Annotated in this window: 17 protein-coding genes; 14 read left to right on the forward strand and 3 right to left on the reverse strand. The window is 61.8% G+C overall.

Translation table 11 applies throughout. The annotated features are described in order from the left end of the window. Positions 1-6: 6 nt before the first annotated feature. The 14 genes from IB245_RS22845 to IB245_RS22910 all read left to right on the forward strand — a co-directional run bounded on the left by IB245_RS22845 (position 7) and on the right by IB245_RS22910 (position 10,801). A complete protein-coding gene (locus IB245_RS22845) occupies positions 7-960 on the forward strand; it encodes a peptidylprolyl isomerase (RefSeq protein WP_192228728.1) in 954 nt (317 codons plus the stop codon). 223 nt (positions 961-1,183) lie between these two features. Next, positions 1,184-1,717 (forward strand): response regulator, encoded by a 534-nt coding sequence (locus IB245_RS22850; protein ID WP_008043360.1) that lies wholly within the window; start codon positions 1,184-1,186, stop codon positions 1,715-1,717. A gap of 84 nt (positions 1,718-1,801) precedes the next feature. Next, the gene (locus tag IB245_RS22855) at positions 1,802-3,508 is read left to right on the forward strand and encodes a GspE/PulE family protein (protein WP_008034012.1); all 1,707 of its coding nucleotides are present in this window, start codon (positions 1,802-1,804) and stop codon (positions 3,506-3,508) included. Continuing rightward, the gene (locus IB245_RS22860) at positions 3,489-4,292 is read left to right on the forward strand and encodes a hypothetical protein (RefSeq protein WP_008034013.1); all 804 of its coding nucleotides are present in this window, start codon (positions 3,489-3,491) and stop codon (positions 4,290-4,292) included. The genes IB245_RS22855 and IB245_RS22860 overlap by 20 nt, the downstream gene beginning before the upstream one ends. A gap of 1 nt (position 4,293) precedes the next feature. Further along, positions 4,294-4,839, forward strand: a complete 546-nt coding sequence (locus tag IB245_RS22865; RefSeq protein WP_008043354.1) for a PilN domain-containing protein — start codon at positions 4,294-4,296, stop codon at positions 4,837-4,839. Continuing rightward, a complete protein-coding gene (locus tag IB245_RS22870; RefSeq protein WP_008043352.1) occupies positions 4,826-5,374 on the forward strand; it encodes a GspMb/PilO family protein in 549 nt (182 codons plus the stop codon). Before IB245_RS22865 ends, IB245_RS22870 begins: the two co-directional genes overlap by 14 nt. Beyond that, the gene (locus tag IB245_RS22875) at positions 5,374-5,892 is read left to right on the forward strand and encodes a hypothetical protein (RefSeq protein WP_008043350.1); all 519 of its coding nucleotides are present in this window, start codon (positions 5,374-5,376) and stop codon (positions 5,890-5,892) included. The genes IB245_RS22870 and IB245_RS22875 overlap by 1 nt, the downstream gene beginning before the upstream one ends. Next, positions 5,889-7,727 (forward strand): secretin N-terminal domain-containing protein, encoded by a 1,839-nt coding sequence (locus IB245_RS22880; protein WP_008043349.1) that lies wholly within the window; start codon positions 5,889-5,891, stop codon positions 7,725-7,727. The genes IB245_RS22875 and IB245_RS22880 overlap by 4 nt, the downstream gene beginning before the upstream one ends. Before the next feature lie 2 nt (positions 7,728-7,729). Then, positions 7,730-8,203, forward strand: coding sequence for a type II secretion system protein (locus tag IB245_RS22885; RefSeq protein WP_008043347.1), 474 nt, complete (start codon positions 7,730-7,732; stop codon positions 8,201-8,203). Positions 8,204-8,207: 4 nt separating this feature from the next. Then, on the forward strand, positions 8,208-8,582 hold the full coding sequence (locus IB245_RS22890; RefSeq protein ID WP_192228729.1) for a type II secretion system protein: 375 nt from the start codon (positions 8,208-8,210) through the stop codon (positions 8,580-8,582). Continuing rightward, positions 8,557-9,096 (forward strand): type II secretion system protein, encoded by a 540-nt coding sequence (locus IB245_RS22895; protein ID WP_192228730.1) that lies wholly within the window; start codon positions 8,557-8,559, stop codon positions 9,094-9,096. The genes IB245_RS22890 and IB245_RS22895 overlap by 26 nt, the downstream gene beginning before the upstream one ends. Then, a complete protein-coding gene (csgE, locus tag IB245_RS22900; RefSeq protein ID WP_008034030.1) occupies positions 9,093-9,482 on the forward strand; it encodes a curli production assembly/transport protein CsgE in 390 nt (129 codons plus the stop codon). Before IB245_RS22895 ends, csgE begins: the two co-directional genes overlap by 4 nt. Beyond that, complete coding sequence (locus IB245_RS22905) at positions 9,479-9,913, forward strand: curli assembly protein CsgF (protein ID WP_008043342.1); 435 nt, start codon at positions 9,479-9,481, stop codon at positions 9,911-9,913. The genes csgE and IB245_RS22905 overlap by 4 nt, the downstream gene beginning before the upstream one ends. Before the next feature lie 30 nt (positions 9,914-9,943). After that, positions 9,944-10,801 carry a CsgG/HfaB family protein gene (locus IB245_RS22910; RefSeq protein WP_008034033.1) on the forward strand — a complete coding sequence of 286 codons (858 nt, stop codon included), beginning with the start codon at positions 9,944-9,946 and terminating at the stop codon, positions 10,799-10,801. 1,057 nt (positions 10,802-11,858) lie between these two features. On the opposite strand, the gene IB245_RS22915 is transcribed toward IB245_RS22910, so the two are convergent. Genes IB245_RS22915 through IB245_RS22925 form a run of 3 tightly spaced genes read right to left on the reverse strand, consistent with a single transcriptional unit; the run spans position 11,859 to position 16,102 of the window. Then, entirely contained in the window at positions 11,859-13,304 is a 1,446-nt protein-coding gene (locus IB245_RS22915; RefSeq protein ID WP_192228731.1) for a curlin, read from the reverse strand. A 27-nt stretch (positions 13,305-13,331) separates the two neighbouring features. Next, positions 13,332-13,793, reverse strand: coding sequence for a curlin (locus IB245_RS22920; protein WP_192228732.1), 462 nt, complete (start codon positions 13,791-13,793; stop codon positions 13,332-13,334). Positions 13,794-13,852: 59 nt separating this feature from the next. Further along, positions 13,853-16,102 carry an Ig-like domain-containing protein gene (locus IB245_RS22925; RefSeq protein ID WP_008043630.1) on the reverse strand — a complete coding sequence of 750 codons (2,250 nt, stop codon included), beginning with the start codon at positions 16,100-16,102 and terminating at the stop codon, positions 13,853-13,855. Between the last annotated feature and the right edge of the window lie 8 nt (positions 16,103-16,110).

A 16,110-nucleotide genomic window follows, 5' to 3' on the forward strand; every position in this document is an offset into this window, starting at 1 on the left:
TCGATCATGACGCTCAAGACTCTGTTGATCCTGCTGACCCTATGGCTGCCCGTGGCGTTCGGCAGCAATGGGCCGGTCGCCGCGCGGGTCAATGGCGAGGAGATTTCCCAGTTCCGCCTCGAACGCTATTTTGCCGAGTACCTGGAGGACCAGGGCCGGGCGCTGGGCAGCATTCGTAATCCCAAGGCGTACAAGCAACTTCGGCAAAAGGCGCTGGACGCATTGATCGACCGCGAGTTGCTGTGGCAGGAAGCGGTCAAGCGTGGGGTGGTGATTAGCGATGCCACCGTGCAACGCCAGGTTGATCAGACCCGGCAGGCCATTGGCGGTGCCGAGAAATTCGCTCGACGCCTGGAAGACGCGGGTTTCGACGAGGCCGGTTTTGTCGAATACACCCGCCGTGAACTCGCGGCTCAGCAGGTGTTTGCCGAGCTGACCAGCGTCGAGGGGCCGGACGAAAAACAGGTCCGCGCGTTCTATGAAGAACACCGTGCGCAGATGAGCCAGCCCGAAGCGGTGCAGGCGCGGCACATCCTGATCAAGGTTGCCCAGGACGCCGATGCCGCCACAGTCGAAGCGGCGCGGCTACGCTTGGTGCACATGCAGGCGACAATCCGCCAGGGCGCGGACTTCGCCAGCGTGGCCCGGACGGGGTCCGAAGATGCCTCGGCGAGTGAGGGCGGAGATCTGGGCTATTTTCCACGTGGACGCATGCTGCCAGCGTTTGAAGCGGCAGCCTTTGCCCTGGCACCGGGCGCAGTGAGTGAGCCGGTTCGCACGGCACTGGGCTGGCACTTGATCCAGGTGCAGAACCACAGGGAGGTGACCGATGTCACAGAGGTGCAAGGGCTTGAGATGGTCAGGGCGTACCTCGACCGACAGCAACAGGCTCAGGTTCGCCTGCAGGTTTTGGCGCAACTGCGATCGCGTAATCGAATCGAACGAATTGACGATGAATGAAGGTTCCCCCCCAATAGTGGGGAAAAGCTTCAGGGCAATTCCGTGTGCGCCCCCGCCTTTGGGGGGGCGGTGTATTTGGGCGGAAAGGCTTTTTTATGAAAATCAAACACATGCAGTGGTGAAACACCCGGCACCCAGCCTGGCATGAAGTGTGCGTTAGCCTCGGTAAGGCGAGCACTCTGCCAGGTTCGGAACTCGGGCCTGCGGTTTCAAGGAGTCCACCTTGTTAAACAAAGTACTGGTTGTCGATGACGAACAGCTTCTTGCACAAAACCTCAAGGATTACCTTGAGGCGCAAGCACTGGACGTCCGGGTTGCACATGACGGTGCGGCGGCTATCGGCGAAGCCGAGCAGTTTGCACCCGATGTGATGGTGTTCGATTACCGCTTGCCCGATATGGAAGGCTTTGAGGTGCTCGATGCCATCCGCCGGAACAGGAACTGTCATTTTGTGCTGATTACCGGGCACCCGACCGCTGAAGTCTGTGAGCGGGCCCGGCAGGTGGGAGTCAGCCATATCCTGTTCAAACCGTTTCCAATGGCGGAACTGGCCCGTGCAGTCTGTGACCTTCTGGGGATGGAGCGCGAACCCAAAGCAGGCGCGCGCACATCCGAGGGGTTTGTCGAACGACGCCAGAGCAGGACCGAGAGTTTCCCGCTGCAGTTGTACGACGGCAGTTGGGTGCTGGCGGATCGTCGACGCAATCCCTCGACGTCCAAGGCACCAGACGACGAACAATTGCTCACCGGGGAGTAGTGGCGCGACCAGCCGTTGCGGTAACCGCCGTAATTGCTCGCCGCGTCGACAGGGCTCAAAGCCCCCGGCGTTGGAGAGCAAGCCATGGACCGTCTATCCCTTGCCGTCGAACCGGCGCAGTTGGAATCCGTACCGTCGCGCTTTTCCAGTGAGCAATTGGCCCAGGCCCGATCACTGGCCGCCAGTTCCGGCGAGCGGATGCTCGAAGCCCTCGGGGTGTTGTGCGAACTGGCCCCCATGCCCTTCATCCAGTGCCTCGGCGCCACCCTGCATTATCCGGTGCTCGACACCGACAACCTGTTCAAGTCCACTCCCGTATTCGACAGGGTCACCCTGGCCCAATGCCTCAAGCGCGAATTCATCCTGCTGCGTCACGACGAGGAGATCATCGGCGTGTTCGCCGATCCGTTCGACACGTCGCGCCTGGCCTGGATCGATGACTGCCTGCACGGCGCGCCGCTGTACCTGGTGCATGCCGACGACCTGAAAGCCTATCTGGCACGTCACGAAGAGAGCTTCCATGCGGTGGAATCGCTCAACGCCCAGGCCGATGCCAACATCGAAACCGACACCCTGCAAAGCCTGTCTCTGACCAGCATCAGCGAAGACGCCAGCGTCGTCGTCAAACTGGTCAACTCGACCCTGTACGACGCCTTGAAAATGCACGCCAGCGATATCCATTTGGGCACCACCGGCAGCGGCCTGGTGATCAAGTACCGCATCGACGGCGTGCTCAACAACATCAGCAAGATCCAGGGCAGCGAGTTCGCCGAGCAGGTGATTTCCAGGGTCAAGGTCATGGCCGAACTGGACATCGGCGAGAAGCGCGTGCCTCAGGACGGTCGCTTCAAGATCGGCATCAGTGGCCGGCAGATCGACTTCCGGGTCTCGATCATGCCGAGCATCTTCGGTGAAGACGCGGTGCTGCGGGTGCTCGACAAACAGGACCTGGCGGACAAGGTCTGCGGTGTGCAGTTGCAGGCCCTGGGCTTTGAAGACGAAACCTTGCGTCAACTGCGCAGGCTGGCCGCCGAACCCTACGGCATGGTGCTGGTGACCGGCCCCACCGGCAGCGGCAAGACCACAACGCTGTACGCGATGATCACCGAGATCAACCACGGCGTGGACAAGATCATCACCATTGAAGACCCGGTGGAATATCAGTTGCCGGGCGTGCTGCAAATCCCTGTGAATGAAAAGAAAGGCCTGACCTTCGCTCGTGGCTTGCGCTCGATCCTGCGTCATGACCCGGACAAGATCATGGTCGGTGAAATCCGTGACCCCGACACCGCGCAGATCGCCGTGCAATCGGCGCTCACCGGCCACCTGGTGTTCACCACGATCCACGCCAACAACGTGTTCGATGTCATCGGCCGGTTCACCCAGATGGAAATCGATCCCTACAGCCTCGTCTCGGCGCTCAATGCCGTGCTGGCGCAGCGCTTGATCCGTCTGGTCTGCACCAGTTGCAGCGCGCCGTGCACCCCGACCGATGACGAACTGCTCGCTTCGGGTCTCGACCCCCACAACGTCGATCACTTCCACTTCGTTCACGGCAAGGGCTGCGGGCATTGCCGGGGCACCGGTTATCGCGGGCGCACGGCGATCGCCGAGCTGCTGCACCTGGACGATGAGCTGCGGCAGATGATCGTCGAGCGCCAACCGATTTCGAAAATCAAAACCCATGCGTGCAAACGTGGCTTGCGCTTGCTGCGCGAGTCGGCGCTGGAACTGGTTCAGGAAGGGCGCACCACGCTCGAGGAGATCAATCGTGTCACTTTTGTCTCGTGATCGTTTTATCGCCGTGCTCGGCGCCAGTGGGGTCGGCCTCGGCCAGCGTCGTGGCAGTGAAACCCTGTGGCTGGGCAGCGTCGGTTTTATCGACGAAGGCTTCCACGCCTGGGCGGTGGCGCTGGACACCCTCGATCATCTGCTGGCCGATCACACCCACGCCGGTGCCGAGTTGAGCGTGGTGATTTCCGGGCATTTCAGCCGTTTCTGTCTGGTGCCCTGGAGCGAACAGATCAGCAGCCCTGACGAATTGCTCGGGTTTGCCCGGCTGTGCTTCGAAGACCTTTACGGCGTGCCGACGCAACCCTGGAGCCTGGTGCTCTCGCCGGAACCGGCCGGCTACGACCGGGTCGCCAGCGCACTGCCACAGGATTTGCTGACGCGTCTGCGCACCCTGGTCAGTGCCCGGGGCCTGCGCCTGCGTTCGGTGCAGCCGTACCTGATGACGGCGTTCAACCACTTCGATAAAAGCCTCGATACCGGCGACTTCCTGTTCGTGGTCGCCGAGCCGGTACGCAGCGTATTGCTGCTGGCCCGGGAAGGCCGCTGGGCCTCGGTGCGTTCGGTGGGCACCGGCGACAGCGACGCCGCACTGACCGCGTTGATCGGTCGTGAAAGCCAATTGCAGGCCTCCACCAGCGAGCGGCCACTGAACGTTTACCTGCATGCGCCCGCGCGTATCGATGTGCAACCCGACATTCCCGGCGTGCACTTGCGCACCCTTGAAGAAGACCGGACAACCGTACGCGATGGCTTGTACGTCATGTCCCGGGCGGTGGCCTGACATGCGCGCCCTGATGCTCGACTTTCAGCCGCGCCGCCGCTCAGGCCCACTGGGCTGGAGCCTGCTGGCCGTGGGCGTGGTGTTGAGCCTGATTTGCGTGGTGGTTCAGCAACACCTCAGTGATCAGACCGCGCAACAACAGGGCCATCTGCAAACCGCCCAGCGTGTCCTCACCGGCGACGACGGTGGCACGGTCAGCCTGACCCCGGCGCAAATCCGCGAGCAGGCACAAAACCTCGCCGAGATGCGCAAGGTCTCGCAGCAATTGCGCCGGCCGTGGGAGCGCCTGTTCGCCATGCTCGAAGCCATGCCCCGGGGCGACATCGCCTTGCTGACCCTGACCCCCGATGCGCGCAAAGGCCAGGTGCGCATCAGCGCCGAGGCGAAAGACCTCGACGCCATGCTCGACTTCCACCGCAACCTGGAGGCCAGCGACGAGCTGTCCGATGTGTCGCTGCTGAGCCACGAAATCGTGGCCAACGTGCCCGAGCACCCGGTGCAATTCAACCTGTCGGCTACCTGGGAGATTGGCGATGCAAATCCCTAGACTGATCGTCCACGAATACCTGCAAGGCCTGGGCATTCCCGGTCTGGCAGGGATGGCGCTGCTGGCGTTGGCATCGGTCTATGGCCTGGCGGGCTTGATGCCGGACTGGCAGTCGCTGCAACAGCTCAGCCAACAGACCCGCGAAGCCAGTGAATACCTGGCCAGGGTTGAAGACGGCAGCGTCGCCGCGCCGGTGGTGCCACAACGTCAGCTCGACGACTTCCGCAGCAAGCTGCCTTCGCAGCCGCAAGCCACGGTGGCCATCGACAAGATCTACGCGTTGGCGGCCCAGGAACACATCACCCTGGCACGCGGTGAATATGCCCTGGGCATCGACCCCAAGACCCATCTGGCGCGCTATCAGATTCTGCTGCCGGTGCGTGGCAGCTACCCGCAACTGCGGCGCTTCCTGCATGCCTTGCTCGGTCAGTTGCCGGCGGTGGTGGTGGAGGACGTGGAGTTCCAGCGTAAAAAGATCGCCGACACCGACCTGACCGGGCGGATCCGCATGACCCTCTACCTGTCGAGGTCATGATGAATACCAAACGCGTAGCGGGGTGGGTGGGGTTCTTCGGCGTAGCGGCGGGGCTGGCCTGGTTGCCTGATTACTGGATGTCGGCGGACGACGGCGAGGCGGCCGTCACCGTCGTGGCCACGGCGGCCAACAGCAAAACCCGCGGTGCCCTGCCTGCCGCGCCAGCCACCGGCAAAGCCGCTGTGATCAAGGACTTGAGCCCGGCGGGCGACCTGTTCGCCGCCCGCAGCTGGAAGGCTGAACCGACGCTCGCCAGCGTCACCGAACAACCCGTCAACGTGACCCCGGTGGTGACCGTCCCCAGTGCACCGCCAATGCCTTTCCAGTTTATCGGGCGCATGGATGATCGTTCAGACCAGCAAGTGTTTTTGTTGAGCGGAGAAAAAATATACGTCGTACGCAAAGGGGATGTGATCGACGAAACCTGGCGGATCGTGGGCATTTCCGATGTGGAACTGAGCTTCGTCTACCTGCCTTTGCATTTGTCCCAGACCTTGTCTATGGGGAGCACGCCATGAATAGATCCCGTTTGCTGATGAGCTTTTGCTGTGCGTGTGCCGGGCTGGTGGCGTGCAGTTCTGCCCAGGTCGCCAACAAGGAAGCGTCCGAGCTGATCGAGCAGGGACAATACGAGGCCGGCCTGGCGCGTATTGAAGAAGGGCTGCGGGAAAACCCTCGAAATACCGAACTGCACCTGGCCCGCAACTCCGCCCACGCCAAGGCGATTACCGCGCTGCTGACCGAGGCTGACACCGACCGTTCGCACCGGGACTTCGCCGCCGCGCGCGTCAGCTACAACCGGGTGCTGACCATCGAGCCGAACAATCGGCGTGCCCAGGATGCAATGCGCCAGCTCGACTACATGCGCAGCCTCGATGAAAAACTCGAGCTGGCCCGTGGCGACTTGCGTCGCGGCGACATCTACGGGGCCGACCGTCAGGTCAAACAGATCCTCGAACTGGACCCGAAAAATGAAGGCGCCCTGGAACTGCAAAGCAACATCCGTCTGGTCCAGAGCCGTAACGTCATCCAGTACCCACAACTGCGCACACGCCTGGAACGTCCCGTGACCCTGGAGTTTCGCGACGCCAACCTGAAAACCATTTTCGAGGTGCTGTCCCAGGTCGCCGGGTTGAACTTCATCTTCGACAAGGACCTGCGCCCGGACATGAAAGCCACGATCTTCGTGCGTGACGTGCGCATCGAAGATGCCGTGGAACTGCTGCTGCAACAGAACCAGTTGCATCAGAAAGTGGTGAACGAAAACACCTTGCTGATCTACCCGGACTCACCGCAAAAGCTCAAGGATTACCAGGAGCTGGTGATGCGCACCTTCTACCTGACCAGTATCGATGCCAACACCGCGCTGAACATGATCAAAACCATGCTCAAGACCCGCGACGTGTTTGTCGATGAGCGCCTCAACACCCTGACCATGCGCGACTCCGAAGACGCGATCCGCATGGCGGAAAAACTCCTGCAATCGCAAGACCAGTCCAACCCCGAAGTGGTGCTGGAAGTGGAGGTGATGGAGGTCGCCACCCAACGGATTCTCGACCTCGGCCTGCAATGGCCGAACACCTTCGGCGTGGTCAACGGCGACGGTTCGCCGGTGCAGATTCTCGATCAATTGAAAGGCATCGACTCCAGCCGGATCACCATCTCGCCTTCGCCGCAAGCCAAGATCAATGCCCAGGACAACGACATCAACACCCTGGCCAGCCCGGTGATTCGTGTCAGCAACCGCGAGCAGGCGCGCATCCACATTGGTCAGCGCGTGCCGATCATCAGCGCCACGTCGGTGCCGTCGACCCAAGGCCCGGTGATTACCGAAAGCGTCACCTACCTGGACGTCGGTCTGAAGCTGGAAGTGCAGCCGACCGTGCACCTGAACAACGAAGTGGCAATCAAAATCGCGCTGGAAGTGAGTAACGCCACGCCACTGGAACCGACCCGCCAGGGCACGATTCCGGTGCAGGTCGATACCCGTAACGCCCAGACCACCCTGCGCCTGCATGACGGCGAAACCCAGATTCTCGCCGGCCTGATGCGCAACGACCATGGCGCCACCGGCAACAAGATTCCGGGGCTTGGCGACATTCCTGGCCTGGGTCGGTTGTTTGGCAGCAACAAGGACAACGTCAGCAAATCGGAACTGGTGCTGTCGATCACGCCACGGATCGTGCGCAACCTGCCGTACCAGAGCCCGTCGGACATGGAATTCCCGACCGGCACCGAAACCAGCATGCGCATTCAGGCACCGGACCGGCAGATGGAACCGCCCATTCAGAACGAGCACATCGATCGGCCGGTGGCGGCCTCAACCACTCAAGTGTTTATCGAGAAGCCTTGATCATGAGCGCCTCGCAACGCGGTTTTACCCTGATCGAAGTCGTGGTGACGCTGGCCCTGATCGGCTTGCTGGCCGGCATGGCCGCGCCGCTGACCGAGACTGTGGTGCGCCGGGGCAAAGAGCAGGAACTGCGCACCGCGCTGTACCAGATTCGCGATGCCATCGACGCGTACAAACGCGCATTCGACGCCGGTTACATCGAGAAGTCCCTGAACAGCAGCGGCTATCCGCCGAACCTGAAAGTGTTGGTGGAGGGGGTGCGCGATGTGCGCAGCGCCAAGGGGGCCAAGTTCTATTTTCTGCGGCGCGTGCCCCATGACCCGCTGAAGCCGGTCAAGCGTGACGACGACGGCGGCTGGGGTTTGCGCTCCTATGACAGCACGGCTCAAAACCCGCGTGAGGGCCAAGACGTCTTTGACGTTTATTCCCAGGCGCGGGGCAAGGGGCTTAACGGCATCGCCTACCGGGAGTGGTGAGCTTATGCGTCGGGAAAAGGGGTTTACCTTGCTGGAACTGATGGTGGTCATGGCAATCATCGCAACCCTGATGACCATCGCCTTGCCACGTTATTTCAACAGCCTCGAGGCCTCGAAAGAGACCACGCTGCGCCAGAGCCTGTCGGTGATGCGCGAAGCCCTGGATCACTACTACGGCGACACCGGGCGTTATCCCGATTCCCTTGAGCAACTGGTGGAACAACGCTACCTGCGCAACTCGCCGATGGATCCGATTGCCGAACGCAAGGACCTCTGGGTCATGGTCGCACCACCGGATGGCGTACCGGGTGGTGTCGCCGATATCAAAAGCGGGGCCACAGGGAGGGCGCGTGATGGCAGCCTCTATTCCGAGTGGTAAACCTTCGAGCGAGGGCGGTTTCACTTACCTGGGCGTGCTGTTCCTGATCATGCTGATGGGCATGGGCCTGGCCACTGCCGGCGAGTTGTGGTCGACCCTCTCGCGCCGTGATCGTGAGCGCCAGTTGCTCTGGGTCGGCACGCAATACGCCCAGGCATTGCGCAGCTACTACCGCAGTTCACCAGGCTTGGCGCAATACCCGAAGGAGCTGGTAGACCTGTTGCAGGACGAGCGTTTTCCCAGCCCAAAACACCATATCCGGCAGCTGTATCCGGACCCGATCGGCGGCGGCGAATGGAGCCTGATGCGCGGTTTCGATGGCCGCATCACCGGCCTCAACAGCGCCTCCACGGACACGCCGCTCAAGCAGGCGGACTTCCCCTCTCAGTGGTCGGATTTTGCCGGCATGGCGAGTTACAAGGACTGGCAGTTTGTGGCCGAGAAAGCGTTTCTCGAGGGCACATCGGGACCTGCCAAGGGCCAGTCACAATCGCCCGAAGCGTTGCAGCCATGAACCGATTCTGCGTGGCCGTGATCCTGATGCTGGCGTCTGCTGCCGCCACGGCCGGCGAAGAGGACGAAATGATGGGGTTCATCGTCGATGACACGATCTCGCACATCGGTCACGACTTTTACTACTCGTTCAGTGAACGCCTGCGCGCCACCAGCCCGATGGATTTCAACCTGGTGGTACGCGAACGACCTTCGGCGCGGTGGGGCGCCCTGGTCACTGTGGAATATCAGCAGCGTCTGGTTTACCGGCGTTTTTTGCCGCCGAACACCGTGGAACTCAAGGAAGAGGCCTATGACGCCGCCGACTGGGTCCGCGGGCAGATCGTCCAGCGCAAGCTGGAAGCCTTGTTGCAGGACACAACGGACCTTGAGAGGGACGAACTATGAAAACCACAACGTTCTCGCAGCACCGCCTGTTTTCAAGGGCAGGCATCTGGTTGGTCGGGCTCGGCAGTTGTGGCCTGGTCCAGGCCACCGAGCTGGTCTACACGCCCATCAACCCCTCGTTTGGCGGCAACCCGCTGAACGGGACCTGGCTGCTCAACAACGCCCAGGCGCAAAACGATTACGACGATCCTGACTTGAAAAAACGCACCGCCGCGGCCGGTACTTCGGCGCTGGAGCGGTTCTCCAGTCAGTTGCAGTCGCGGTTGCTCGGGCAGTTGCTGGACAACATTTCCGCGGGCAACACCGGGAGCCTGACCACCGACGCTTTTATCGTCAACGTGGTCGACGACTCCGGCCAATTGACCATCGTCGTGACCGACCGAGCGACCGGTGAAGTCTCCGAAATTCAGGTGAGCGGCCTGGCCCCTTGAAGGGATCCGGGTTGATGGGGAGGGAAGGATATGAAAAGAATAATGGTGCTAGGGCTGATGTTGGCGGCGTTACAGGGGTGCAGTCTGCGCGAGCCGATCGGGGCTGAGCAGGACACCGAAACCCCGACGCTGACCCCGAGGGCTTCGACTTACTACGACTTGATCAACATGCCACGACCCAAGGGCCGGTTGATGGCGGTGGTGTACGGTTTTCGCGACCAGACCGGGCAATACAAACCGACCCCGGCCAGTTCGTTTTCTACCAGCGTCACTCAAGGCGCGGCGAGCATGCTGATGGATGCGTTGCAGGCCAGCGGCTGGTTTGTGGTGCTGGAGCGGGAGGGGCTGCAGAACCTGCTGACCGAACGCAAGATCATCCGCGCCTCGCAGAAAAAGCCGAACACGCCGGTGAATATCCAGGGCGAACTGCCGCCGTTGCAAGCGGCGAACATGATGCTTGAGGGCGGGATTATTGCGTACGACACCAATGTGAAAAGCGGCGGGGAAGGGGCGCGTTACCTGGGTATCGATATTTCCCGGGAGTATCGGGTGGATCAGGTCACGGTGAACCTGCGCGCGGTGGATGTGCGCAGTGGTCAGGTGCTGGCCAATGTGATGACCAGCAAGACGATTTACTCCGTGGGCCGTAGTGCCGGGGTGTTCAAGTTTATCGAGTTCAAGAAGTTGCTTGAGGCGGAGGTTGGCTACACCACCAACGAGCCGGCGCAGTTGTGTGTGTTGTCGGCGATCGAGGCGGCGGTGGGGCATCTTCTGGCGCAGGGGATCGAGCGGCGTTTGTGGCAGGTGGCGGGGGATAATTCGCCTGAGAGCGGTGAGACGCTTGACCGGTATCTGACCCAGAACAAGGTGGTGCCTGAAGAAGAGTGACCGAGGCGGCCTTCGGGCCGACATGGTTCATGCGGATGTACCCCGAACCTCTGTAGGAGCCGGCTTGCTGCGGGCGGCGTTCCGGCGATGGCGGCCTGATGGCGGACCATTTTCTTTCGGGTGTACATATCCATTCCTGCGGTAACGGCCACTTATGGTTTCGCCCTTACGGCGAGTCCCTTTTGGCAAACGCCCCAAAAGGAACCAAAAGGTCTCGCCCCAGCGTCCGGCCCCTCGCTAAGGCTCGGCGTTCCCTCGCTCCGGTCCTGCTCCGTGGGCCCGCCGCGATCGGCCATCCATGGCCGTGCGCGGCTAACCCGGCATCCATGCCGGGTTGCCCACTGCGCAGAACCTCCACTCGGCCTCCCGAAGGGGCGCTCAGATCAAAAGCGCAAGGCGAGCTAACGCTCGGCCTGATGAGTGGTGAAGGGCGGGTGCGTTGCTTGGCTCTTCGTAGGAGCGATGCTTGCTCGCGAAGGCGGCCTGGCAGCCGACCCTTCACCCACGAATGCCCCCACCCCCTGTAGGAGCCGGCTTGCTGGCGATGGCGTCCTTTCAGGCGATAAATGCGTCGACTGACCCACCGCCATCGCCGGCAAGCCGGCTCCTACAGGGATCTGCATTTGCTTTTGATTTTCACCACTCTTCAGGCCGAGCGTTAGCTCGCCTTGCGCTTTTGATCTGAGCGCCCCCTCGAGAGGCCGAGCGCAGGTTCTGCGCAGTGGGCAACCCGGCATGGATGCCGGGTTAGCCGCCCCCGGCCATGGATGGCCGATGGCGGCGGGCCCACGGAGCAGGACCGGAGCGAGGGCATGCCGAGCATTAGCGAGGCACCGAACGAAAGGGGCAAGAGCGTTTGGTTACTTGGCGCTTTTCCAAGTGACTCGCCGTAAGGGCGAAACCCATAGCGGCCGTTACCGCAGCAACGGATATGTACACCTGAAAGATAATCGTCGCCTGTCAAGACGCCTTCGCCGGCAAGCCTGGCTCCTACAGAAAGCAGGCCACAAAAAAACCGCGCCCCCCTCAAGGGCCGCGGTTTTTTATACCCCCGCAATTACTGCTGCAACACCGTCGCCTGGTTATCCATACCCACCTGTTGAATGGTCGCCATCTGCGTCACGCCACTCTGATCAACATTGGCAATGTTCCCGATACCGCTCTGGGTCACATACGCCACGTTCATGCTGTCGGTCTGTTTCAGAGTGATCTTGTTATCGTTGCCCCACTGGCTGGTAGAGGCCAGGTTGCTGGTGCCGGACTGGTCGAATTCGCTACGGTTGTTCATGCCGTTGCTGCTGCCCTCGACCAGGTTGGTGGTGCCGCGCTGGTCGGCGATGAGCATGTTGTCGGTGCCGTTCTGATCGAAGTACAGCTCGTTGTAGTTCTCCGCCTGGCTGACGATGGTTTTGTTGCCCATGCCGGTCTGGCTGGTGGTCATGACGTGGCCGACGCCGTCCTGGGTGAAGTTGGCAATGTTTTCCTTGCCGTTCTGAGTGATGGTTGCGTTCTGGTTGCTGCCAAATTGACCACCTTTTTGCGGACCTTTCCAATTGCTGGCGTAGACCTTGTTGTCGCTACCCACCGAAGTCGCGGTGAGCGAATGGCCTTCGCCGGACTGATAGGTGAAATGCACGTTGCCCGTGCCCGTCTGGTACAGCGCCAGGGTCGAGCCGGTGGACTCGAACTGGTCGGCGTAGATCGCGTTGAGGTTGCCGACCTGGAAGACCTGAGCGGTGTTGTTTTCGCCGAAGCTCTGGTCCACCACGGTTTCGTTGGTCTCACCCATCTGGTCGACGGTGGCCGTGCTGCCCGCTTGTCCGTCTTGCCAGATCTCGGTGCCGTTGCCGTCGCCGTTCTGGTTGATGGTCAGGTTGCCGCCGTCGCCGTTGCGTTGGTCGCCGTAGGCATAGTTGTTGGCGCCGGACTGGTTGATGTCGATCTGGCCGCCCATGTGGTTGATCTGTTCGGCGGTGGCGTAGTTGGTGGTGCCGTACTGGATGATCACCGCCATGTTGCCGATGCCGGGCTGGATCTGTTCGATGTTGGCTTCATTGCTGTCGCCGTACTGGAAGGTTTGACCGGAAGTGCCCTCCTGGCTGTCCTGATAGACGAACGAAAAGTTACCGCTGCCTTCCTGTTGTTGCAGCACTTCACCGCCGCCCGCGCCGATCGATTGACTGGCATGGCTGGTGTTGAAGCTGCCGGTCTGTTTCTGGGTGATGGTGCTGTTGTCTTCATACAATTGCTCGGCGTAACCGGCGTTGTATTCACCGACCTGGTTCTGGTCGATGGTGCTGGTGGCCGAGTCCTGCACCGCAGCCGCATCGTTGCCCTCGCCGAGTTGCTGCTGGGTGGCGGTGCTGTAGGGGGCCTTGGTCTGTTTCACATTGGCGATGTTGGCGGTGCCGACCTGGTCCTGGGTGGAAATGCTGTCGTTGGCCAACGCCTGGGCACTGGCAATGACCAGGATCGCGGCGGTGAGGGGCGTCAGTTTGAACATGATGAAACCTCCATGTGGTGCGGTGCTTTAGCGGTATTGTTTGACTGAAACGCTCATGCCGTTTCCCGATTGGGTCACGGCGCTGGAAAGCCCCGTGCCGGCCTGGTCGATGCTGGCGTCGTTGTTATTGCCGTTCTGGGATATCTGTGCGCGGTTCTGGCTGCCGGTCTGGGTGATCGAGGCCGAGTTGCCGGAACCTTGCTGAGTGATCATTGCCATCAGGTCGCTGCCTTGTTGCAGGATGTAGGCTTCCTGATTGCTCCCCGACTGGACGATGGTGCCGAGCAGCGACTGGCCGTTCTGTTGCAGCAGCGCCACGTTGGCCTGACCGTTCTGGTCGATCAGCGCGTGCTGGCCAATCGGCGGAGGCAACTCGCCGAGGTCGGTGCCGGGGCCCAGGTCATCGTTCTCCATCAGATCGTCGGCGCGCACGCCCGCGCTGCTGCAGAGCAGAAGCAGGCAGAGCAGGGCGGCGGTCGACGTTTTCATGAGACTGTCCTTTCGCAAGAGGCCAGCCCCATCGGCCACGTGACCGATGGGGCCAAGGCTCAGTTGGATATCACCGTCACGGTGCGCACGGTGCCTTGGGACGAGGTGATGGTGGCCGTCGGGTTCGCCGATGGAATCACCGTGGTGGTGTTGTTCACCGTCAGCCGCCAGCGACCGGTCACCGCCACCGTGGCGGTGCCCAGGGTTGCCAACCCGGTTGGGGTGCTCACCCGGATGGTGACGACGTTGCCGGTGGTCACCGATGAGGTGCCCGCGAAGTCCCAGGTGAAGCGGTTGTTGGAGCGTGCCGACACCGTTGCCGTGGTCACCGTGAAGGTTTCTGCCGGTGGCCGTGGCGAGACTTGCACGGTGACCGTCGCCGGTGCCGTCGACTGGGCGCCGAAGCTGTCCCGGGCGAAGTAAGTGAAGGTCGTGGTGAACGCCGTGGTGAAGTTGGCCGGTGGGGTGTATGTGATTACCGTCCCGTTGCTGCTGACGCTGCCGCGACCGTTCGGTGGTTGCGTGAAGCTGGCGACCGCCAGCGGCACGTTGCCTTCCGGATCGGTGTCGTTGGCCAGCACACTGATCGGTATCGCCACGCCCAGGGTTGCGACGCTGTCGGCGACGGCCACCGGTGGCCGGTTAGGCGCCACGGTGATGGTCACGGTCGCCGGAGTGACCGAGGCCAGGCCTTTGATGTCTTGAGCTCTGTAGGTGAAGGTCGTGGTCATCGGCGCAGTGACTACGGGGGGCGGTGTGTAGACCACGGCGGTCGTGCCGCTCATCGCCACGGTGCCTTGCCCGGCGGCCGGTGAGGTCAGCGCGACGATGCTCAATGGCGTGTTGCCGTCCGGGTCGCTGTCGTTGGCCAGCAGGTTGAGGGTGATCGGCACCCCGAAGCTGGTGCTGCCGGTGTCGGCAACGGCCAGCGGCGCCTCGTTTTCACCGCTGTTCGGTTGTGTGCCGATCACCACCACAGGTTCGGTGTCGTTGCCGCCGGCGGCGGATTTGATCGTGACACTGGCCGGTGGCTGCGACAGATCGGCAACGCTCAGGCGTTGCAAGGTGCCGGTTTTCGTCAGCCGTCCGAAGCCTTGGGCGACCATGTCCGGCACCACGACTTCGTCTGACGAGGTGGCTTCGATCAGGAGGCTGTGATTACTCCAGTTGTAGCGTGCAGTCTGGATTTTCACGATGTCGGTGACTTTGCTCGACACTGCCGTTGGCCGGTTGGTGCCACTCGGGTCGGTCGCGGTGACCACGACCACCGGAGGAACCGTGCTGCCTGTCAAACGATGGCCGAAGAACTGGCCGGTGTTGTTGCCAAGCATGGTGACCAGGCAGGGCGATTGCGGTGGCCCGGGAACCAGAGGCACGGTTTCACGGAAGCACAGGCTCGAACTGATGGCCGATTTGCCGAAGACTTCGACCCGGGTACTGCTCGTGCCCGGACCTGTCGGGAGGCGACGGTAAGTGGCGCGGCCGATTTCCACAGGGGTTTGCGCACGGCTGTCGAGGACTTTGCCGGACACGGTAAAGAGGTTGGTCTGAATGGTCCCGGCCGGTCCCTGGACACGCAGGAAGTTATTGTTGAACGGGCTGCCGGTGACCGCTTCGCTGAGGTTCGGATCACCCACGAATGTCTCGATGGCGCCGGTGTCCGGATTCACTTCGGTGTACGGCCCGTTGACGCTGCGCAGAAATGGCCCGACCTCCCCGTTGAGTGCCCCGGCGAAGTTGCCCGGTGCGCCGATGCCGATGTCGCGGGTGATGTTGATCGCCCGGCGGCCCGGTGTGGTGACGTTGACTGTTTCCACGCCGTACGGGTGGGTGATGGTGTAGGTGCCCGCGACAGGTATGTTTACCCGCATGCGAATCCGCGCGAAGCTGGCCTGATCGCCGTCGACAGGGTTTTCCGCAGCGAACGCCGCTTCAATCCCGGCCACGTAGGCATCCACGCCATAACCACCTACATCATTGATGCTGGTCTCGGCGAGGAACCAGAACGCTTCCGGTGGCCAGTTATCCGGGAACACCATCGGCAGGGTGTCGTCGAAAATGCCGGGCTCCGGATTCAGGATGCACATATAGGCGGGGGCGCCAGGAGCACCCGGTGCCCGCGTGCTGGTAGCCCGTGACTGGCACAGTTCCAGCGACAGCAAGTTGCTGTCCTGATACCACATGGGGAATTTCCCCGTGGCGAAAGTGTAGGGGCCGGTATCGACGGCATTAAGTTGCGCGAACGCACTGCCGGACAGCGAAAGAGTCAGCCCGAGCGCCTTGAGCGCGAAGCGTGGCCACTTGTTCATGATGCCTC

This window comes from Pseudomonas sp. PDM02 (assembly GCF_014852285.1).
Lineage (GTDB): Bacteria > Pseudomonadota > Gammaproteobacteria > Pseudomonadales > Pseudomonadaceae > Aquipseudomonas > Aquipseudomonas migulae.